The sequence below is a fragment of the Mycobacterium asiaticum genome (assembly GCF_001673635.1).
In the GTDB taxonomy this organism is placed as follows: domain Bacteria; phylum Actinomycetota; class Actinomycetes; order Mycobacteriales; family Mycobacteriaceae; genus Mycobacterium; species Mycobacterium asiaticum_C.
This window is the reverse complement of the sequence record NZ_LZMH01000072.1, coordinates 19,992-38,769: the sequence shown is the minus strand read 5'-3', so window position 1 is coordinate 38,769 and position 18,778 is coordinate 19,992. Positions and strand designations below refer to the sequence as shown.

Here is an 18,778-nt window from a genome sequence, read left to right as displayed (position 1 = left end):
TCACTTGCCCGAGTTCTCGGGCATCCACGGCTCTTGCCAGGGGTGGTGGCCTTCCAGCAGCGCGTCCGCGGCGTCCGGTCCCCAGGTGTCGCAATCGTAGGGATGGATTTCACCGGGATTGTCCAACAGCGGCTGGACGATGCGCCACGTGTGTTCGATGCTGTCTATCCGGGCGAAGTGCTGATGGTCGCCGGTCAACGCGGAGTGAAACAAGCGCTCGTAGGGCCGTTCCGGTTCGCCGAGATCCTCGGCGAACGAGGAGTCCAGATGCACGTCATGCCAGCCGTCGTCAACTTTTCCTGAAAGCTGCAGGCGCATACCGGGTTCCGGGTCGATGCGTAGCACGATCTGATTGGGCTCGGCGGGTTTGGCCACCGGCAGGAAACACAGGCCGGGAGTGCGCCGCAGCAACAGCCGTACCTCGGTGACCTTCTCGGGCAAGCACTTTCCGGCCCGCAGGAATACCGGCACCCCGGCCCAACGCCAGTTGTCGATCTCGGTGCGCAGCGCGACGAAGGTCTCGGTCTGCGAATCCTCGGAAACTTCCGGAATATCGGTGTAGCCGCGGTACTGACCGCGGACGCACTGTTCGGGCTGCAATGCCGTAATGGCACGCAACACCTCGGCCTTCTTGTCATTCAGGTCGTCGGCGTTGGGCCCGACCGGCGGCTCCATCGCCACCAGCGCAAGAACTTGCAGCAGATGGTTCTGCACCACATCGCGCAGCGCGCCGACGGCGTCGTAGAACTTGCCGCGGGTCTCTACGCCGAAGTTCTCGCCCATGGTGATCTGGATAGCGGCGACGCTGTCGCGGTCCCACAGTCTGGCCAGGGCGATGTTCGCGAAGCGCAGGAACTCGAGTTCGGCGACGGGCTGCTTACCCAGGAAGTGGTCCACCCGCATGATCTGCTTCTCGTCCAGCACCGCGCGCAATCGGGTGTTGAGCTTGCACGCGGACTCGTAGTCGTGGCCGAACGGCTTCTCCACCGCCACCCGCGCGTGCTCCAGCAGTCCGACCTCGCCGAGGTTCTCCACGATCGGGGCGAACAACGACGGTGGCATCTCCAAGTAGAACAACGGCCGCCGCGCGGACTTGATGCGTTCGGAAAACTCCCGGTAAAGCCCGCGGTCGGTGACGTCCCCGTGCAGATAGGACAACCGGTCTGTTAGCCGGTCGAACGTTGCGTCGTCAACCGTCTCGCCGGCGTCGTCGAGGGCTTCCCGGGCAAGTGCGACCAACTTGTCCGCCGAAAGCTCGTCGCTCGCGACACCCAGGATCGGACAATCCAGCAGCTCACGGCTCTCCAACCGGTACAGCGCGCGGAACGTCATTTTTCGCGCCAGATCGCCGGTGAGGCCGAAGATCACAAACACATCTGAGTCGTCGCATTCGCCGTCGGCCAATCCCCCACCTCCAGGACGTCAAATTGGCTTCTAGAGACTGCTTCCCCACGGCGACCAAACTCAACCCTAGACATCGCAGATTCGCCCGACAAGGAGGACTCCAGGCCGTCCTGAGGAGCCGCCTTGAGAGGATGGCCGCATGAGCGATCCGCTTCACCTGACCCTTTACGCCCTTGCCGGCCTGGCGGCCCTTGAGGCCGCCGGGCTCGTCACGCTAGCGGTGCTGCTCAAGCGCGCTCGTGCGGAACTCGACGAGTTGCGGCAACAGACCGACGTGGGGCGCCGAATCTGGTCGGGTAGCCGGGAGACGGTCAAGACGCTGTGGAACACCGCCAACCTGATGCGCAAGGAAGGCTTCGGCGCCGTGGTACGCAGCTCGATAGAGGATCTCGCCGACTGGGCGGAGGTCGAACGACCCGATCTGGCGCGGGTGACTCCGGACGGGCGGGTGGTGATTCTGTTCTCCGACATCGAGGAGTCCACCGCCCTCAACGAGCGGATCGGCGACCGCGCCTGGGTCAAACTTATTGGCGCGCATGACAAATTGGTTCAGGAGCGGGTGCGCAAGCGCGAGGGGCACATCGTCAAGAGCCAGGGCGACGGGTACATGGTCGCCTTCTCCCGCGCCGAGCACGCGGTGCGGTGTGGCATCGACATCCAGGAAGCGTTGGACAGAGATGCAAAACGCAAGCGGCACCACGATATTCGGGTACGTATCGGGATCCACATGGGCCGCTCGGTGCGCCGCGGTGACGACCTGTTCGGCCGCAACGTCGCGATGGCGGCCCGAGTTGCCGCGCAGGCGGAGGGCGGTCAGATTCTGGTGAGTGAGCCGGTGCGGGATGCCGTTGCGGAGTGCGACGGGATCGGTTTCGACGACGGCCGCGAAGCCGAGTTGAAAGGGTTCTCTGGAACTTACCGGTTGTTCGCCGTCGAGGCCGATTCCGGACCCGAGTCGTAACCGCCGGCGTCGGTCTCGGCCAGCCGCTGGTGCAATCGAGCCCGGATCTCGTCGGGCGTATACGCCCGCCGTTTACGCTGATCGCGCACCACCAGCGCACCACCGGCGACCACACCGGCGACACCGGCCAACCCGACCCACTTCCAAATGTTGCGCATCAGCACAGGCTAACGCCGCCGATCTCTGCTTAGAGTGCTCTGGTGAACTCGAGCACGCTCACCTTGGATCAAGTGCTGGCCGAAACGCGGACCGGTGACCTGTGGCTGTTCCGTGGGGTTTCCGGACCAGACCGGGCCATCCAGACGTTGACCAACGCCCCGGTGAATCACGTCGGAATGACGGTGGCCATCGACGACCTCCCGCCGCTGATCTGGCATGCCGAACTGGGCGACAAGCTGGTCGACATGTGGACCGGAACCAATCACCGCGGCGTCCAACTCAACGACGCCCGGCAGGTGTTCCACCGGTGGACGGAGCGTTATCACCAGCGGTGCTGGTTTCGGCAGTTGACGCCGTACGCCAACCGCGAGCAGGAGAACGAACTGTTGCGGGTGATCGCCCGGATGAACGGCACGGCGTTTCCCACTACCGCGCGGCTGACCGGGCGCTGGCTCCGTGGTCGGCTGCCCACCATCAATGACTGGTTCCGCGGAATTCCCGTGGTGGAGAAGAAGGTTCAAGAACGAACCGAACGACGCAGAGCGGCGCAGCGCAAGATGGGCCTGGAGACGGCCTATTGCGCCGAGACCGTGGCGATCACCTACGAGGAGATGGGCTTGCTGGTGACCGACAAGGACACCAGCTGGTTCGACCCCGGCAAGTTCTGGAGCGGAGACACGCTGCCGTTGGCGCCGGGGTATGAGCTGGGCAAGGAGATCTCCGTCGTCAACTGACGGTCATTTCGGCGATCTCCGACCAGCCGGTCGCGTCGAGGGTCTGGCTGATGATTTTGGGAGTGGCCACCAGAGCCTTGGGCAGTTCCTGCATCGCCCTCTTGAAGTGATCGCTGTTGACGTGCAGGCCGCCGGCGTCATCGTCCCGGAATGCCTCGATGAGCACGTATTCGGCGGGATTGGCCAGGCTGCGCGACCACTCGAACCACAGGTTGCCCTCTTCGGCGCGGGTTGCCTCGGTGAACGACGCGACCAAGTCCGGCCAGCGCTCGGTCCATTCGGGTTTGGTTTGGAACTTGACGACGATGAAGATCACATCGCCACGTTACGTGCGCCTGAAGTCAGGCGAGCTCCACGCGCGTGCTCACCGGCGTGGGATTGCGGGTCAGATCCAGCACCGGACAGTGCGCGTCGACGGCGTCTTGCAGCTCGCGGTAACGCTCGAGCGATTCGGGACCTTTGACCTTGACCACCACTCGGACTTCGCCGAACCCGGCGCGGACGCTGTCGTCCAGCCCGAAGAACCCCCGCACGTCGAGGTCGCCCTCGGCGTGGGCGGCGATCTCGTCGACCGCGATGCCGAGCTTCTCGGCATAGAAGCGCCAGGTCACGATCTGGCAGGACAACAGCGAGGCGAGGTAGTACTCGACCGGGTTCGGGGCTTTGCCTTCGCCGCCGAGCAGCGGCGGCTCGTCGACCTCGACACGATATGGACCGAGGCTGACGGTGCTGGCCACCGCGTCGTGGGCGGTAGCCGACGCCCGGAACACTACCTGCGCGTTCGCCTTGTCCACGGCAACTGCATCTTGGGTGGCGCTGATGACGCCGCCCAGGTGGGTGGTCGAGGTGGGCATAGACGCTCCTATCGGCTGGTGTCGGCCCATCGTAGTAAGAGCAGTCGGCGTTCATCGAGGCTACGGCTCAGCATGAATTGAACAGTCAATTCATGCGAAATACACAGGTATTCGGAAGGCGCGGAATTCTTGGTCGGGCAATCGATTATTGACACAAATCACGCCCGGCGGCGCATTGTGAGGCAGCCCACAATACGCCATCCGGGCGTTAGCTGAATTTAGTCAGTGCGTGTCGGTCTGGTTATGCGTCCGCCATTCCCGGGTCGCCGGGCGCGGCGGGTTCGGGCGCGGGTTCCGGTGCCATTTCGGGCGCCGGTTCGGGTGCCGGTGAGGCGAACTCGGGGGCGGGCGGCGCAACCTCGGGAGCCGGGGCGGGAGCGACGGCATCGACGAGTTCGACGGGCGCCTCGGGTGCCGGCAGCTCGCCTTCTGGCAGGTCAAGGTCCATCGGCAGGAACATGTGGTGGGTGAATCCTGCCTGGTAGGCGCCAGCGCCGCCGACTCGGACGCCACCGCCCTCGCCGCTGGACACCGGCGTGCCGTCCGGCAGGGTGACGGCCGTGTGACCACCGTTCCAGCCGATCACCAAGGCGTTGGGCGCGGTCCCGTACTGGAAGCCGCGGGCCGCCAAGGCGGCTTCTTCGTTACCCGTGTTGAACCGGCTACCGAACACCGGCCGCTCGACCGCGGCGTTTGCCACCCAGGAAGCCAGTCCCGAGCAATCGGTACCGGCCGGCGAATCGCCACCGGGAATATAGGGCGTCCCGGAAACCTGGTTAACGAGCGCCAATAGCGTTGCTAGACCAATCATGAGCCGGACGCTACCCAAATTATGAATAGGAAATCAAAATTTGTGGCGCTAATCACGGATTAACGAAAATGTGGGCTGACCTGCATATACAGCACCAAGATCACGCAATAACCTAAAAAGTGCAACAGATGTGATTACTGTGGCGTGCGCTATTGATTAGCAAATTACTTGAGTTGGGCTTGGCGGGACTGACGTGTACCTTCTCCGTCGGACAATGGTGGTGGCAAATTCGGTTGCCTCGCCTTTGACTGGCGGGGCGGGGCGGCGCGGTGCCCCTGCCGACCCTGTGCCGAGCAGACGCGAACGCCCCCGACACGCCGCGCGTTCGGGGGCTTTTGCGTCTGCTCGCGCAATGAACCGTGACTCTTGCGGTCGCTGCTGACCGGCCTGATCCTGGCCGCGCCCTGGCCGACCGGGGTAGTCCTGAACTATCCCAAGTTCGGCGTCAAGCTGGTGATCCTGGTGGCGTTGGGCGGTGTCCTAGGTATGGGCAGTGCCCGGCAACGCAGCTCGGGTGAGCCAGTCACGCGAGCACTGTTCGTCATCGCCGGGGCGCTGTCCTTCGCGGACGCCGGCATTGCGGCCATCTGGTAGGCCAGAGGTTACGGACCTGACCGTCGCGGTAAGCTCCGCCTCGCCTGCCAGGTGACACCGGGCACCGTATTCGCCAAGTCCGCACGACTCTTGGCGAATGCGTTGACCGCCCGATAGAACGACCAAACTTGGTGTGGCGTAGGTATTTTCGGCACCCAGGCCAACTCCCAGTGAATCCCGTTGATCGGGTCGTCGAAGAACACCGCGTAATAACCCGGCCAATACTGCGGGTACTCCTGCGGTTCGTCGGTGACGAAAACACCTCGCTTCAGCAGGAATTCGCGGTGAAAGCGGTCGACCTCTTTTCTCCCGCGAGCCCACAACGCGATGTGGTTGATCCCGACGGCCTGGTCGCTGTGCGTCAGCTTCTCGCCGGTCCGGGCCGGTTGGATGCCAATGTAGCTGTGCGGGTTGATGTATCGAGTGAAGTAGTAGATCGACTGGTACTCCATGTTCAATGACGAGAAGCTGTCATAGCCCAGCCAGCCGAACATCGCGTCATAGAACTCGATCGACACGTCGTAGTCCAAGACCGCGAACTCCACGTGACTGATACCCCGCCAGCGCATAGGTCCTCCCCAGCCGATTACTACACAGTGTAGTACTCGACTGCCGGTTCGTTCCAGCTATTTTGGCGTCAACTCTGGTCTGGGTCTTCCAGGCGTCGCCGGGTTTCCGCCACCGCGCGCCTGACCTCGGCGTTCTCCCGCTTCGCAGCGGCACGTCGGCGCTGGACGCCATCCTCGGCTCGCTGCAGGCGTTCGCGCTCACGCTGGGCGGTAACACCTTCACGGATGTCCTCGCGCGCCTCTCGGTCATCGGCGGCCAGCTCGCGGTCATCGGCGAGCTGGTCCCGCTCATCGGCAACGCGATCGCGCTCGTCGGCGACGTGTTCCCGCCTGGACAACTCGTCCTCGCGCCGCCCCACAGCCAGCTCGCGCTGCTCGAGCTCAGCGACGCGGGGTTCGGGTTCAGTGGACGGGTCGGCACGCTCCCGGGCGACCATGCCCCTCACCATAACGCCGCGGCGGTTCAGACCGGCGTCCAGATGCTGTTGTTCCAGAATCCCCAGTTATTGGCGGTGGGATTCCACATCAATTTGGCCCCGGGCGCCCACGTGGGTTGAGGCGGCCTCGGCGGCGCCCATCCTGGCGGGGGACCCCACGGCCCCCAGCCAGCCATCGCGCCCTGGCCGGCTGGCCCCTGCCAGTCGTGGCATTGATTCCAGTCCCAGTTGTAAATGTCGTCCCATCCTGGATCCCAGACATCACCAGGACACCAGTGGTTGCTCGGGAACGCCTGGGCTGATGGGCCGCCGGCACATCCGAGCGCGGCCAACACCAACACCAGCACGCCGGTGAGCCGGGCCAGCCACGGGATAGCTCGCGTTGTATTCGCCATCTGTCAAGAATTTCCCTACCTGGCTGGCCAGGCAAGTGCTGATCTCGACTCACCGCTGCTTTTGGGCTGGCTAGAATGCCGGGTACCTGGCCCGCGGTGAGCCAGATGCAACCGGAGGGGGCCTCATGCTGAGGAAAGCCGCGGTCGTAGTGGCCGTCGCCATCGCCTTGGCCGCACCGGCATACGCGGACCCCGCCGACGACGCGTTCATCGCCAATCTCAGTACCTCCGGCATGAATTTCGGTGCGCCGGACAAGGCTATCCAGGTCGCGAAGAATGTGGTCTGCGGATCGTTGAAGGACAATCCCAGCACCAGCAACGCGGACCTGATCGCCAAGGTGACCAGCGCGACCAGTTGGCCGACGCTCAACGCCGCTTACTTCACCGGCGCTGCGATCCAGGCCTACTGCCCGCAGTACGGCTCGCTGACGCCGCCGAGCGTCCCGAGCAAGGTTCCGACGGCGCCAAACACGACGCCATCGGCTCCCCCGACCCCGTCGGTGCAGTCGGCGTAGCGACAGCTCGACGCGCGGTCACATACCGAACTTGGCCCGGGCCTGCTCGGTGACCGGAGTGAACAGATTGACGAGGTTCCCGTCCGGGTCTCGGAACAACAGCGCGCGATTGCCCCAGGGCATCGTCGTCGGCTCAGTCACTACCTGATCGACCACGCCGCGGAGCCTTTCGTACTCGGCGTCGACGTCTTCCACGAGGAACTCGATGATCGCCGTGCGGTTGGACGCCGGCTCGGCGGACCCGTGCCCGAACAACGGAACGGTCTTGTCGCTGCCGATGGCTAGCGTGCCGACCGGCGTGGGAATCTCCGCGAAGAACTCGTTTCCCCAGACGGCGGTCGCCTCCGCGACCGTCTCATAGAACGTGACGAGCCGTTTCACGTCGGCGGTGATGATGCGGGTCGAAACGAATTTCATCAGGGTGTTCTCCTCGGGGTGCCGCCGACGGCTCGGCGGATGGGCTCGGCGGAGCACATGCTAGGTACGCCCACCGACAAGACCTCTCAGAGCCGCGGCGATCCAGACAACTGTTCGCGGATGGCCTCTATGTCGATCACCGACCAGACTTCGAGGATGCGCGGATTCTCGAACTTGTAAAAAGCATGCTCCGCGAACGTGACCTGCCCACCCGTCGGTGCGAAACCGAGGAACCTGTGGCGCGGAGTGCAACTGAATACCAGCCTGCAGGTCACGATGTCGTTGTCGACGAGTAGGAGATCCGGCTGGAAGCGGAGGTCCGGTACCGCCCGCGCGTCACCCTGCAGCATTTCCCGATAGTCGTTGAGACTCATGCGGTTCCGTTGTAACGCACATTGTCGGCTGAAACGCGCATGGACGGCCACGAACTCTCCGAGCCGGTCCCACTCCCGTGCGTTCAAACAGGCCAGGTAATCGCGATAGCCGGCCAGCAGGTCGCGGTGCTTCGTCACTTCGGGCGACGCTACCCGACGATGCCGCTGTGTAGCGTCTCTACCGTGGGGCCTCACCCGATATGGCGCGTCGTCACGCCGGCGCTTGCGCGAACACTCCGCGTGGCGTCCTGGTCGGCGATACGGGCCACCGGTCAGCCGTTTTCGCGGCCATCGATGCTCAGGCCGTACGTCGGCGGGCACCGCTACGGGTGGACGCACTACGGGGTGATGATTCCCGACCTGCCCGAACCGCATCGCTACTTCAGCACGATGATCATCGCCGGCCTTCCCGGCGCCACCGCGTTCGACAACGATGCGGCCGTCACCACCAGCCCACGTGACACCGCTACGGTGTCGGTGTCCACGGCCGCGCCTGCGGCGGCGACGTTCGCTGCGTATTCGATGACCGAGGAATGTCACCTCGAACCCGACGGTTCGCGGTTGGACTTCGGCGGTGCCGTGACGATCGAAGGTCGCTATCCAAATCTGCAGATCTCAACTACTGCAACCGATTTTCATGCTGAGCTACGTGTGACGGGTAGCGATCAGGCCGCATGGTTCGTGCGCACACCGGTCTACGACCACTTGAGCCTGTGTGCGAGGTATGACGGCTGGATCACTGCGCATGGCGAGCGCACCGAAGTGGCTACCGTCGAACGTTCGAATACGCCGCGTGCGCCGGCCTGCACGGATTGCGCGACCGTACGCTCGGCGACTCGGCCAAGGTGCCGGTGGACTTCTTCACCTACCACGTCATCGCCGTGGACGAACGCACGCAGCTGCTGCTGGTGGAGGTGCACGCCACCGGCAAGCCGGTGGCGACCATGGCCTATCACCGTCCGGTCGGCGGATCGACGTGGGTGACACACCGCGGCGTCCGCTTCGAGGTCACCGAATACGCGACCACGACGACGACCGACCCGTTCGGCAACCAGATGCGCCTGCCGGTCAGCTTCCGCTGGACCGCGGGCCGCGACCTCGCCGTCGAAGGCGCGGTCGACACGCCACCTCGCTTCGGTGTCGGCCGCGGTTACATAGTCGGTTACCAGTGCCACGGACATTTCCAGGGCCGTCCGTTCGAATCGCGCGGGTACATGGAGTACGTCGACACCGGGACGGCTTGCTGATTGCGGTGATAGAGGACGCGGTCGACCGCCTCGTCGCATCTCTTGAGGTGTTGGCCGACTCAGAACAGGCTATGGACACCGAAGCCATGGTGCGCGCGGCGTGGGACGCATTCGCCAATCCAAAGGCCATGGCCGGGTTGGAGATTCTCATCGCGACCAAGGACCTGCGAGGCGTCCTGGGCGGGCAACATTGCCGAAATGTTCGCCACGCCTCCGCTGACCACCCGCGAGGCCCAGGAAGCTATCGCCAGATTGATCGACGAACATCGCTGAGTGATGGCTCCGAACATCGGCGTGGTCTGCGAAATTGACTGCCAAACAACCTTTTACGGTCATGGCACCGTGGATTGATAACCTGTGCCGGTGAACGAGGCGATGGGCGAGGGACCATTCTTTCACGGCACCAAGGCCGACCTGCGGATCGGAGATCTCCTTACCGCCGGCTTCCCCTCCAATTACCGGCCTGAGATCGTGATGAACCACATCTACTTCACCGCGTTGCGCGACGGCGCGGGCCTGGCCGCCGAGCTCGCCCCCGGCGATGGAGAACCGCGCGTGTACGTCGTCGAACCTACCGGGGAATTCGAGAACGACCCCAACGTCACCGACAAGAAGTTTCCTGGCAATCCCACCCGCTCCTACCGCAGCAGGGCACCGCTCCGGATCGTTGGTGAGGTCACCGACTGGACGCGACAAACACCCGAAGCGCTGCGGATGTGGCGGGAGCGACTGGCCGCAGGCCTACGCGATGGGCGCGCGGAGATCGTCAACTAACTCTTCGGACTAACGTGCGAGGAACTCCTGCGACGTCGAATTCGCGCACAGGGCCATTTCCGCGCCTCAGCTTCCAGCGCGTACCCGAGCCGAAAGCGGGAAAGGTTCGCCGGCAAGCGGCTTACGTCACCCGCAGCGCTTACACGTTGAACCGGAACTCCACCACGTCCCCGTCGGCCATCACGTAGTCCTTGCCCTCCATGCGCACCTTGCCCGCCGCCTTGGCGGCAGCCATCGAACCGGCGGCGATCAGGTCGTCGTAGGACACGATCTCGGCTTTGATGAAGCCCTTCTCGAAGTCGGTGTGGATGACGCCGGCGGCCTTCGGTGCGGTGTCCCCCTGGTGAATCACCCAGGCCCGGGCCTCTTTCGGGCCCGCGGTCAGGTAGGTCTGCAACTTGAGGGTATGAAAACCCGCCCGCGCCAACGCATCCAGCCCTCGCTCGGTCTGCCCGATCGACTCCAGCAGTTCCGCGGCCGATTCGTCGTCGAGCTCGACGAGCTCGGATTCGATTGCCGCGTCAAGGAAAACGGCATCCGCCGGCGCGACGAGTTCACGCAGTTCGGCCACTCGCGCGGCGTCGGTGAGCACCGACTCGTCGGCATTGAAGACATAGAGGAAGGGCTTGGTGGTCAGCAGGTTGAGCTCGCGCAGCAACGAGGTATCGAGTCCGGGCTGCGGGCCGGCGGCAAACAACGTCTTGCCGCCATCGAGGATCTCTTGCGCGACCACGGCCGCCTCGTGCACCGGTTTGCGGTCCTTGTGGGTGCGGGCCTCCTTCTCGAGCCTGGGCAGGGCGCGCTCGAGTGTTTGCAGGTCGGCCAGGATCAGCTCGGTCTCGACCACCTCGATGTCGGACTTGGGGTCGACCTCTCCGGCGACATGGGTCACATCGTCGTCGGCGAACACCCGCACCACCTGGCAGATGGCGTCGCATTCGCGGATGTGCGCCAGGAACTTGTTGCCGAGCCCGGCCCCCTCCGACGCCCCCTTCACCAGACCGGCGATATCGGTGAACGTCACCGGCGCAGGCACGACGCGCGCCGATCCGAACAGCTCCGCGAGCTTGTCCAGCCGAGGATCGGGCAGCGACACCACACCCTCGTTCGGTTCGATCGTCGCGAACGGGTAATTGGCCGCCAACACGTTGTTCCGCGTCAGGGCGTTGAACAGGGTCGACTTCCCGACGTTGGGCAGACCCACGATTCCCAGGCTTAGGCTCACGGAAAATCAAGTCTAGGGGCACGACAAGCGCGACTGTCCCGGCCATATACGGGGCTTTCGCCGTATTGCCGGTACGGTCAACATGTGTCAGCGCAGCGGGAGAGTGCGGCGGCGGAGGCAAGTCACCGCTCGATCGTCCCCAACATCCCAGGTGTGCCGTGGTGGGCGGCGGTACTCATCGCCGTCGGCGCGACGGCCGCGGGCTACGCGATCGACGCCGGCCAGAAGGACCTGACTCACGTTTTCGCCGGTTTCTACGTCGCCGGATGTGTGGCGGCGGTGCTGGCGGTACGGCAGGCGGCGGTGTTCACCGCAGTCATCCAGCCGCCGCTGATCCTGTTCTGCAGCGTGCCCGGCGCCTACTGGTTGTTCCACGGCGGCAAGGTCGACAAGTTCAAGGACCTGCTGATCAATTGCGGCTATCCGCTGATCGAGCGCTTCCCGCTGATGCTGGGCACCGCCGGGGGCGTGTTGTTGCTCGGCATGATCCGCTGGTATGTCGGCAAGAACTCCCCGAGCACCCGCACCACCCGGGAGACCACCGGGGAAACCAAGGCCGACTCCGCGCAAGCCGCCGCTGTGCCACAGCCGTCCAGGTTCAGGGGTTTCGTCGCCAAGTTCAGCGAGTTGCTGACCGGCGAGCCCGACGACGGCGTGGAAGCCCCCGCCCCGCCCGCGCACGGCCGGGACCGGACCGCCCGCACCAGTCGGTCTGCCCGTACCAACGGCCGATCGGCTGAGCGCCCGGCTCGCAGCCGCAACCGGCACGCCCGACCGGACGACACCTACGAGCCCGGCGGTGAACGGCCGCGTCGGAGCACCCGTCGAAGTTCGGTGCCGCCGGCCGATTACGACCCGGCCGACCCGCCGCGGCCGCGCCGTCGCCGTCCGCCCGAGGACCCCGACCTCGGCGCGCTGCCGCCCCGGGAGATGCGTCGCGAGCCGCACTCGCGGCGCAGCCCCTACGAGCGGTCCTACGAGCGTTCGGAGCCGCGCAGCCGTCGCTTCAACCCCTACGAGACCTACGACCGCCCGGAACCGCCCGAGCGTCCGGAGCGTCGCAACCGCCACGAGCGCCGTCCCGGCTACGAGCCGTACGAGCCTTTCGAGCCGCCCTACGAACCACGCCGGCGCCGCGCCGCCGGCAACGGGGCAAGCAACGGCAACCCGACCCACCACCCGATCTCACAGGTTCGCTACCGCGGCCAGCCGCCCCGAAACGATCCGCGCGACGAACCCGGCCGGCGCAGCAGGTCGCGGACACCGCGCCGGGACTACCCGGACTACGAGGACTGACCGCCGCCGCTGGGCTGGTCAGCCGCGCGACCGCGCCGGCCGGATCTCCCGCGGCAGCGCGAACACCAGGGTCTCGTTGGCGGTCGTGACCGGCTGCACCATGTCGTAGCCATACTCGGCGAGCCGTTCCAGCACGCCGCGCACCAGCACCTCGGGGACCGACGCCCCGGAAGTGACACCGACCGTCGTCACCCCGTCAAGCCAGGCCGGGTCGATGTCGTCGGCCCAGTCCACCAGGTAGGCCGCGCGGGACCCCGCGCCGAGCGCCACCTCGACCAGTCGCACCGAGTTCGACGAATTCCGCGACCCGACGACGATCACCAACTCGCATTCGGGCGCCATCGCCTTGACCGCCACCTGGCGGTTCTGGGTTGCGTAGCAGATGTCGTCGCTGGGCGGATCCTGCAGCTTGGGAAAGCGTTCGCGGAGCCGGTCGACGATCTCCATGGTCTCGTCGACCGACAGCGTGGTCTGCGACAGCCACACGACCTTGTCCTCGTCACGGACCGTGACGTGCTCGACGGCCTCCACGCCGTCGACCAGCTGCACGTGGTCGGGCGCTTCCCCGGCCGTGCCGACGACCTCCTCGTGGCCCTCGTGGCCGATCAGCAGGATGTCGTAATCGTCCCGGGCGAAGCGCTTGGCCTCGTTGTGCACCTTGGTGACCAGCGGACAGGTGGCGTCGATGGTCTTCAGGTTGCGCTCGGCGGCGGCCGCGTACACCGTCGGCGCCACGCCGTGCGCCGAGAAAACGACGATCGCGCCCTCGGGCACCTCGTCGGTTTCCTCCACGAAGACAGCACCGGCGGCGGCCAGGGTGTCGACCACGTGCCGGTTGTGCACAATCTCGTGTCGCACGTAGACGGGCGCGCCGTGCTTCTCCAAAGCCCGCTCGACCGTTTCCACCGCCCGGTCCACGCCCGCGCAGTAGCCACGCGGCTCAGCCAGCAGGACCCGCTTGCGGTTTTGCACTCCGGATACCGAGCTGACCGATATCGAAGCGCCGGGAATCCCCATGTCAATAGTCGGCGCCATGCCTCTCAGGGTACGTTCCGCCGACGCGGGGGCGCCATTTCGCCGCCCTCAGCTTGGCGTCAGCCGCTGCGTGAGGCAGGCTGGGACGCATGGCTACTGCACCGTACGGGGTTCGGCTGCTGGTCGGCGCGGCGACGATCGCGGTCGAGGAGACGATACGGCTACCGCGGACGATCATGATGTACCCGATGACCCTGGCCAGCCAGGCGGCGCACCTGGTGATGCGCTTCCAGCAAAACCTGGCCGAACTGGTCATCAAGGGCGACACCACGCTGGAATCGCTGTTCCCGCCCAAGGATGAACAACCCGAGTGGGCGACGTTCGATGAGGATCTGGAGGTCATCGACGGCGGTGCCGGCGGGTTCTCCAACATCCCGGTCGATGCCGCCGACGGTGAACGCCGCGCCGAAGGGCGGTTCGCGCTGTACTCGGTGGCCGACACCGGCGAGTCCGGTGACCTCCCCACCCAACCGGTGGCGTCCCGGCAACCCAAGTCGAGCGCCGCGTCCAACGTGCCGACCCCGGCTGTTGCCACCGAACTCGACTACCCGCAGCTGACCCTGGCGCAGCTGCGAGCCCGGCTGCAGTCGCTGGATGTCGCCGAACTCGAGGCCCTGCTGGCCTATGAGCAGGCCACCAAGGCCCGCGCCCCGTTCCAGACGCTGCTCGCCAACAGGATCACCCGCGCGACCGCCAAGTGACGCGCGCCTCGCAGCGAGAACCCGCTTCGAATTCCGCGGACAACCCGTTCCCGGTCCGCGCTGTCGCCATCCGGGTAGCCGGCTGGATCGACAAATTGGGCACCGTGTGGGTCGAGGGCCAACTGGCTCAGATCAACCTGCGGCCCAACTCCGGCACGGTGTTCATGGTGCTGCGCGACCCGGCGGCCGACATGTCGCTGACGGTCACCTGTTCGCGTGATCTGGTCCTCAACGCGCCGGTTAAGCTCACCGAGGGGACGCAGGTCGTGGTCTGCGGCAAACCCTCATTCTACACCGGGCGCGGCACATTCTCGTTGCGGCTCAGCGAGATTCGCGCCGTCGGAGTGGGTGAACTGCTGGCCCGCATCGAGCGGTTGCGCCGGCTGCTGGACGCCGAGGGACTCTTCGACCAACGGCTCAAGCGGCCGATTCCGTTCCTGCCCAACGTGATCGGGTTGATCACCAGCCGGGCCAGCCACGCCGAGCGGGACGTCACGACGGTGGCAGCCGCCCGCTGGCCCGCGGTGCGCTTTGCCATCCGGCACGCCGCCGTACAGGGCGTGAACGCCGTCCCGCAGCTGGTCGAGGCATTGGGTGACCTCGACCGAGACCCGCAGGTCGACGTGATCGTGATCGCCCGGGGCGGCGGCAGTGTGGAGGATCTGTTGCCGTTCTCCGACGAGACGCTATGCCGGGCGATCTCGGCCTGCCGGACGCCGGTGATCAGCGCCGTCGGGCACGAACCTGACAATCCGCTCTGCGATCTGGTCGCCGACCTGCGCGCGGCCACCCCCACCGACGCCGCCAAGCGAGTCGTCCCCGATACCGCTGCCGAGCAGCGGCTGATCGACGACTTGCGTCGGCGCAATGCCGGGGCGCTGCGCAACTGGGTGTCCCGTGAAGAGCGCGCTCTGGCGCAGCTGCGCAGCCGGCCGGTGCTGGCCGACCCGGTGCGCATGGTGACCACTCGTGCCGAGGAGGTGCACCGCGAGCGACTGGCGATGCGTCGCGACATCACCCGGATGGTCACCGTTGAAACTGAGCGCGTCGGCCACCTCAGCGCCCGGCTGGCCACCCTGGGCCCCGCGGCCACGCTGGCCCGCGGGTACGCCGTGGTGCAGGTCCTGGGCGAGGACGACGCGGCGACGGAGGTCTTACGCTCGGTCGCCGATGCACCGGCCGGCGCGCGGCTGCGGGTACGCGTCGCCGACGGCGCGATCACCGCGACAAGTGAAGGACGTACCGATGGTTGACGACGAGGGCGGCTCCATTACTCCCATTAGTTCACTCGGTTATGAGGAATGCCGAGACGAGCTAATTGAAGTCGTACGCCTGCTGGAGCAGGGCGGGCTCGATCTCGACGCGTCGCTGAAATTGTGGGAAAGGGGCGAGCAGCTAGCTAAACGCTGTGAACAGCACTTAGCTGGTGCCCGCCAACGCATTGCCGACGCATTGGCCGCCGGAGAGACCGAGCAGAACTGAATTCCGGAAAATTGAGCGGTCCATTCTCATTCCGAATTGGAACACGTTTCAGTTAAGCTCCCCCGCATGGGTGATGCATCTCTCACAACCGAACTCGGCAGCGTCCTGGTGACCGGAGGTTCGGGCTTCGTCGGCGCCAATCTGGTGCGAACGCTGCTGGAACGGGGGCACCAGGTCCGCTCCTTCGACCGCGCGCCGTCGCCACTGCCCCAGCACCCGAAGCTCGAGGTGCTGCAGGGCGACATCACCGACAAGGCCGTCTGCGAAGCAGCCGTCGCCGGTATCGACACGATCATCCATACCGCCGCGATCATCGAGCTGATGGGCGGCGCCTCGGTGACCGAGGAGTACCGGCAGCGCAGCTTCTCGGTCAATGTCGGCGGCACCGAGAACCTGATCGAGGCGGGGCGCAGAGCCGGCGTCAAGCGTTTCGTGTACACCGCATCCAACAGCGTGGTGATGGGCGGCCAGAACATCGCCAACGGCGACGAGACGATGCCCTACACCGATCGGTTCAACGACCTCTACACCGAGACCAAGGTGGTGGCCGAGAAATACGTCCTGTCGCAGAACGGCGTGGACGGCATGCTCACCTGCTCGATCCGGCCGAGCGGCATCTGGGGCAGCGGCGATCAGACGATGTTCCGCAAGCTTTTCGAGAGCGTGATCAAGGGCCACGTCAAAGTGCTGGTCGGGCGCAAGTCGGCGAAATTGGATAACTCTTACGTGCACAACCTGATTCACGGTTTCATCCTGGCCGGTGAGCACCTGGTGCCTGGTGGCACCGCGCCCGGCCAGGCGTACTTCATCAACGACGCCGAACCGATCAACATGTTCGAGTTCGCCCGCCCGGTGGTAGAGGCGTGTGGCCAAAAGTGGCCGAAGATAAGGGTTTCCGGCCCCGCGGTGCACTGGGTGATGACCGGTTGGCAGCGGCTGCACTTCCGGTTCGGATTCCCCGCGCCGCTGCTGGAACCGCTGGCGGTCGAACGGCTGTACTTGGACAACTATTTTTCGATTGCCAAGGCGCGTCGCGACCTGGGTTACGAGCCGCTGTTCACCACCGAGCAGGCGTTGAAGGAATGCCTGCCGTACTACGTCGACCTGTTCCACCAGATGAAGGGCGAGGCGGAGGCGGCCAAGCGGGCGGGCAAGAGGGCGCCAGACGCGGGCAAGGCCACCAGTGGCTCGAAATAGCTTGTCCGCTAACGGAAGCTGACCAACTGGTCGCCCCAGGCACCACGGATGCGAGCATCCACGTCCTGCACCGCGTCATGTTTGTCGATCACCAGGCAGGCGCGATCGGTCGCCCGATAGCACGGCCATTTCGGCTCGCCGGGCAGACCGTCGGGGCTGCCGTGGGTGGCGAAATTGATCCACCGGGTCTGCATCCTGGTGGACACGGCCGTCGCGGTCTTGGTGCCGCCGAGCTTCAGCGTCAGGTCCTGCGGCCCGCCGAGATTGCCCCACACATAAGGCAATTCGGTGGCGTGCGCGGCTCCCACCAACAAGACCTTGTACAGCGGCGTCGCGTAGTCGAATCGGTACATGTGCACCGGCGCCACCATGCTGTGGCCGTCGGCCAGCCACACCGTGGGCATCCGGAACCCGATATCGGTGGCCATCCTGACCGAGCGGGCCTTTCGCCGGCCCGAGTAAGCCGAACCGATCTCGTCCACGGACGGTAGTTGCAAATCGGGCTGCTCGGCAGTGATCTGGTCGAACATCGAGGTGATTGCCCGCGGCGTGATGGGCATCAATGACGAACGCATCAACCGGAACAGCGCGGCCTCGTGTTTGTTGGTCCCGATGATCAGCGGGACCGGAAGGGACCGACCCTCCTGCGCCAGTTTGACCGGGAGGTCATCCAGCAGGTCCCCGTCGACGATCGGGACGAATGCCAGGGTCCCCGGATTTTGGACCGGCACTTCGTCGAAGACCTGCTGGGTGGCGGCTACCAGTCGCGCGGACGGGACATCGGTCACCCGCTGAGCTTCGGACTCATCGATTCCCAGTTTGTCCAGGACGGCCAGGGCGACCCGTCGTCCCCTGTCGCGGTCGTACACCGAGGTGGCCGGCGAGCTCTGCGCGATCGCACGGACGAACAGTCCCTCGGCCGCCGGACTGGTCAGCAGCGTGGTGACAAGTCCGGCGCCGGCGGACTCACCGAACAACGTGACGTTGGCCGGATTGCCGCCGAACGCCGCGATGTTGTCGCGCACCCACGCCAGCGCGAACAGCACGTCGCGCAGCCCGATATTGGTGTCGAACCGTCGCTGCCGGCTGCTGAAGGACGACAAGTCCAGAAAGCCCAGCGCACCGAGCCGATAGTTGAGCGTCACCACCACCACGTCGCCACTGCTGACCAGCGCGCGGGCGTCGTAAAGCGGCTGGCTGCCGGAGCCCAGCACGTACGCGCCTCCGTGCAGCCACACCATGACGGGTTTGCCGGCGCCCGGTTCGGTGCCGGCGGGTGCCCAGATGTTCAGCCGCAGACAGTCCTCCCCCAGCGGGGCGCCGAGGTCGAGTGGCATCCGGGGAACCACCGGCTGCGGGCAGGCCGGCCCAAAGCCGCTGGCGTCGAAGACTTCGATGAACCGTTCGGCCGGCTCGGGTGCCCGAAACCGCAGGTCGCCGACGGGTGCCGCCGCGTATCGAATGCCCTTCCACGTCGTGACGCGGCCGTCGTCAAAACCCCGGACGGGACCATAGGTCGTGTCGACGACAGTCATACGTTTCCTTCTGGCGAGCGGGCTAGTGTTACGGAGCGCGCAACATCGACGCGGAGGGCGGT

General features: G+C 65.6%; 22 protein-coding genes and 3 pseudogenes. 13 read left to right on the top strand and 12 right to left on the bottom strand.

Translation table 11 applies throughout. The features are described 5' to 3' along the window. A complete protein-coding gene (locus tag A5645_RS21685; protein ID WP_065130974.1) occupies positions 1–1,404 on the bottom strand; it encodes a glucose-6-phosphate dehydrogenase in 1,404 nt (467 codons plus the stop codon). A gap of 139 nt (positions 1,405–1,543) precedes the next feature. Between A5645_RS21685 and A5645_RS21680 the strand changes: the two genes are divergently transcribed. Continuing rightward, entirely contained in the window at positions 1,544–2,365 is an 822-nt protein-coding gene (locus A5645_RS21680; RefSeq protein ID WP_065130973.1) for an adenylate/guanylate cyclase domain-containing protein, read from the top strand. Here A5645_RS21680 and A5645_RS21675 read toward each other — a convergent pair. Beyond that, positions 2,320–2,523: a hypothetical protein gene (locus A5645_RS21675; RefSeq protein WP_065130984.1), complete on the bottom strand. Its 204-nt coding sequence runs from the start codon at positions 2,521–2,523 to the stop codon at positions 2,320–2,322. The two genes, A5645_RS21680 and A5645_RS21675, sit on opposite strands and share 46 nt — an antisense overlap. 42 nt (positions 2,524–2,565) lie before the next feature. On the opposite strand from A5645_RS21675, the gene A5645_RS21670 reads away from it, so the two are divergent. Next, positions 2,566–3,258: a guanylate cyclase gene (locus A5645_RS21670; protein WP_065035035.1), complete on the top strand. Its 693-nt coding sequence runs from the start codon at positions 2,566–2,568 to the stop codon at positions 3,256–3,258. Here the strand turns inward: A5645_RS21670 and A5645_RS21665 are convergent. From A5645_RS21665 to A5645_RS21655, 3 genes and pseudogenes are all read right to left on the bottom strand, one after another. Continuing rightward, the gene (locus tag A5645_RS21665; protein ID WP_065130972.1) at positions 3,251–3,574 is read right to left on the bottom strand and encodes a putative quinol monooxygenase; all 324 of its coding nucleotides are present in this window, start codon (positions 3,572–3,574) and stop codon (positions 3,251–3,253) included. The genes A5645_RS21670 and A5645_RS21665 overlap by 8 nt on opposite strands. Positions 3,575–3,599: 25 nt before the next feature. After that, positions 3,600–4,112, bottom strand: coding sequence for an OsmC family protein (locus A5645_RS21660; RefSeq protein ID WP_065130971.1), 513 nt, complete (start codon positions 4,110–4,112; stop codon positions 3,600–3,602). A gap of 346 nt (positions 4,113–4,458) precedes the next feature. Then, positions 4,459–4,979 (bottom strand): annotated as a pseudogene (locus A5645_RS21655) (hypothetical protein); the annotation flags it as partial. Positions 4,980–5,286: 307 nt separating this feature from the next. Here A5645_RS21655 and A5645_RS21650 point away from each other — a divergent pair. Further along, positions 5,287–5,517 (top strand): annotated as a pseudogene (locus A5645_RS21650) (Fe-S protein); the annotation flags it as partial. Positions 5,518–5,525: 8 nt separating this feature from the next. Here the strand turns inward: A5645_RS21650 and A5645_RS21645 are convergent. Then, on the bottom strand, positions 5,526–6,086 hold the full coding sequence (locus A5645_RS21645; protein ID WP_065035032.1) for a VOC family protein: 561 nt from the start codon (positions 6,084–6,086) through the stop codon (positions 5,526–5,528). A 62-nt stretch (positions 6,087–6,148) separates the two neighbouring features. Here A5645_RS21645 and A5645_RS27895 point away from each other — a divergent pair, with 62 nt between their 5' ends. After that, a complete protein-coding gene (locus A5645_RS27895; RefSeq protein WP_065035031.1) occupies positions 6,149–6,643 on the top strand; it encodes a hypothetical protein in 495 nt (164 codons plus the stop codon). Here the strand turns inward: A5645_RS27895 and A5645_RS29540 are convergent. Further along, a complete protein-coding gene (locus A5645_RS29540) occupies positions 6,550–6,918 on the bottom strand; it encodes an Mtp family mycobacterial-type pilin (protein ID WP_495525039.1) in 369 nt (122 codons plus the stop codon). The genes A5645_RS27895 and A5645_RS29540 overlap by 94 nt on opposite strands. 125 nt (positions 6,919–7,043) lie before the next feature. Between A5645_RS29540 and A5645_RS21635 the strand changes: the two genes are divergently transcribed. Next, a complete protein-coding gene (locus A5645_RS21635) occupies positions 7,044–7,433 on the top strand; it encodes a DUF732 domain-containing protein (protein ID WP_065130970.1) in 390 nt (129 codons plus the stop codon). Between the two features lie 18 nt (positions 7,434–7,451). On the opposite strand, the gene A5645_RS21630 is transcribed toward A5645_RS21635, so the two are convergent. Both A5645_RS21630 and A5645_RS28865 read right to left on the bottom strand, forming a co-directional pair. After that, positions 7,452–7,850 (bottom strand): VOC family protein, encoded by a 399-nt coding sequence (locus A5645_RS21630; RefSeq protein WP_065130969.1) that lies wholly within the window; start codon positions 7,848–7,850, stop codon positions 7,452–7,454. A gap of 86 nt (positions 7,851–7,936) precedes the next feature. Then, entirely contained in the window at positions 7,937–8,362 is a 426-nt protein-coding gene (locus tag A5645_RS28865) for an ester cyclase (RefSeq protein WP_065130968.1), read from the bottom strand. Here A5645_RS28865 and A5645_RS29535 point away from each other — a divergent pair. The 3 genes and pseudogenes from A5645_RS29535 to arr form a co-directional block, all read left to right on the top strand. After that, positions 8,264–8,935, top strand: a pseudogene (locus A5645_RS29535) (DUF6670 family protein); the annotation flags it as partial. The gene A5645_RS28865 and the pseudogene A5645_RS29535 overlap by 99 nt on opposite strands. A 20-nt stretch (positions 8,936–8,955) precedes the next feature. Then, positions 8,956–9,471, top strand: coding sequence for a DUF6670 family protein (locus A5645_RS29530; RefSeq protein ID WP_495525040.1), 516 nt, complete (start codon positions 8,956–8,958; stop codon positions 9,469–9,471). Positions 9,472–9,846: 375 nt separating this feature from the next. Next, on the top strand, positions 9,847–10,245 hold the full coding sequence (gene arr / locus A5645_RS21615) for an NAD(+)--rifampin ADP-ribosyltransferase (protein WP_065130982.1): 399 nt from the start codon (positions 9,847–9,849) through the stop codon (positions 10,243–10,245). Between the two features lie 139 nt (positions 10,246–10,384). Here arr and ychF read toward each other — a convergent pair whose 3' ends face one another. Next, on the bottom strand, positions 10,385–11,470 hold the full coding sequence (gene ychF / locus A5645_RS21610; RefSeq protein WP_065130966.1) for a redox-regulated ATPase YchF: 1,086 nt from the start codon (positions 11,468–11,470) through the stop codon (positions 10,385–10,387). An 84-nt stretch (positions 11,471–11,554) separates the two neighbouring features. On the opposite strand from ychF, the gene A5645_RS21605 reads away from it, so the two are divergent. Next, on the top strand, positions 11,555–12,766 hold the full coding sequence (locus A5645_RS21605) for a DUF6542 domain-containing protein (protein WP_065130965.1): 1,212 nt from the start codon (positions 11,555–11,557) through the stop codon (positions 12,764–12,766). 18 nt (positions 12,767–12,784) lie between these two features. Here A5645_RS21605 and A5645_RS21600 read toward each other — a convergent pair whose 3' ends face one another. Beyond that, positions 12,785–13,801, bottom strand: coding sequence for a 4-hydroxy-3-methylbut-2-enyl diphosphate reductase (locus A5645_RS21600; RefSeq protein ID WP_065130964.1), 1,017 nt, complete (start codon positions 13,799–13,801; stop codon positions 12,785–12,787). Between the two features lie 89 nt (positions 13,802–13,890). Here A5645_RS21600 and A5645_RS21595 point away from each other — a divergent pair, with 89 nt between their 5' ends. The 4 genes from A5645_RS21595 to A5645_RS21580 all read left to right on the top strand — a co-directional run bounded on the left by A5645_RS21595 (position 13,891) and on the right by A5645_RS21580 (position 17,181). Beyond that, positions 13,891–14,502, top strand: coding sequence for a lipid droplet-associated protein (locus A5645_RS21595; protein ID WP_065130963.1), 612 nt, complete (start codon positions 13,891–13,893; stop codon positions 14,500–14,502). Further along, positions 14,499–15,755, top strand: coding sequence for an exodeoxyribonuclease VII large subunit (gene xseA / locus A5645_RS21590; protein ID WP_065130962.1), 1,257 nt, complete (start codon positions 14,499–14,501; stop codon positions 15,753–15,755). Before A5645_RS21595 ends, xseA begins: the two co-directional genes overlap by 4 nt. Continuing rightward, positions 15,748–15,984, top strand: coding sequence for an exodeoxyribonuclease VII small subunit (locus A5645_RS21585; protein ID WP_065130961.1), 237 nt, complete (start codon positions 15,748–15,750; stop codon positions 15,982–15,984). The genes xseA and A5645_RS21585 overlap by 8 nt, the downstream gene beginning before the upstream one ends. A gap of 66 nt (positions 15,985–16,050) precedes the next feature. Continuing rightward, on the top strand, positions 16,051–17,181 hold the full coding sequence (locus A5645_RS21580; protein ID WP_065130960.1) for a 3-beta-hydroxysteroid dehydrogenase: 1,131 nt from the start codon (positions 16,051–16,053) through the stop codon (positions 17,179–17,181). An 8-nt stretch (positions 17,182–17,189) separates the two neighbouring features. Here the strand turns inward: A5645_RS21580 and A5645_RS21575 are convergent, their stop codons facing one another. Next, positions 17,190–18,716 (bottom strand): carboxylesterase/lipase family protein, encoded by a 1,527-nt coding sequence (locus tag A5645_RS21575; protein ID WP_065130959.1) that lies wholly within the window; start codon positions 18,714–18,716, stop codon positions 17,190–17,192. Positions 18,717–18,778 lie beyond the last annotated feature (62 nt).

Excerpts from the sequence above, each read along its gene's own strand:
- A5645_RS21635 (WP_065130970.1), top strand. The coding sequence starts at position 7,044 with ATGCTGAGGAAAGCCGCGGTCGTAGTGGCCGTCGCCATCGCCTTGGCC.
- A5645_RS21575 (WP_065130959.1), bottom strand. The coding sequence starts at position 18,716 with ATGACTGTCGTCGACACGACCTATGGTCCCGTCCGGGGTTTTGACGAC.
- A5645_RS21585 (WP_065130961.1), top strand. The coding sequence starts at position 15,748 with ATGGTTGACGACGAGGGCGGCTCCATTACTCCCATTAGTTCACTCGGT.
- A5645_RS21630 (WP_065130969.1), bottom strand. The coding sequence starts at position 7,850 with ATGAAATTCGTTTCGACCCGCATCATCACCGCCGACGTGAAACGGCTC.
- A5645_RS21675 (WP_065130984.1), bottom strand. The coding sequence starts at position 2,523 with ATGCGCAACATTTGGAAGTGGGTCGGGTTGGCCGGTGTCGCCGGTGTG.
- arr (WP_065130982.1), top strand. The coding sequence starts at position 9,847 with ATGGGCGAGGGACCATTCTTTCACGGCACCAAGGCCGACCTGCGGATC.
- A5645_RS21645 (WP_065035032.1), bottom strand. The coding sequence starts at position 6,086 with ATGCGCTGGCGGGGTATCAGTCACGTGGAGTTCGCGGTCTTGGACTAC.
- A5645_RS21595 (WP_065130963.1), top strand. The coding sequence starts at position 13,891 with ATGGCTACTGCACCGTACGGGGTTCGGCTGCTGGTCGGCGCGGCGACG.
- A5645_RS21660 (WP_065130971.1), bottom strand. The coding sequence starts at position 4,112 with ATGCCCACCTCGACCACCCACCTGGGCGGCGTCATCAGCGCCACCCAA.
- A5645_RS21580 (WP_065130960.1), top strand. The coding sequence starts at position 16,051 with ATGGGTGATGCATCTCTCACAACCGAACTCGGCAGCGTCCTGGTGACC.
- A5645_RS29540 (WP_495525039.1), bottom strand. The coding sequence starts at position 6,918 with ATGGCGAATACAACGCGAGCTATCCCGTGGCTGGCCCGGCTCACCGGC.
- A5645_RS21600 (WP_065130964.1), bottom strand. The coding sequence starts at position 13,801 with ATGGCGCCGACTATTGACATGGGGATTCCCGGCGCTTCGATATCGGTC.
- A5645_RS21680 (WP_065130973.1), top strand. The coding sequence starts at position 1,544 with ATGAGCGATCCGCTTCACCTGACCCTTTACGCCCTTGCCGGCCTGGCG.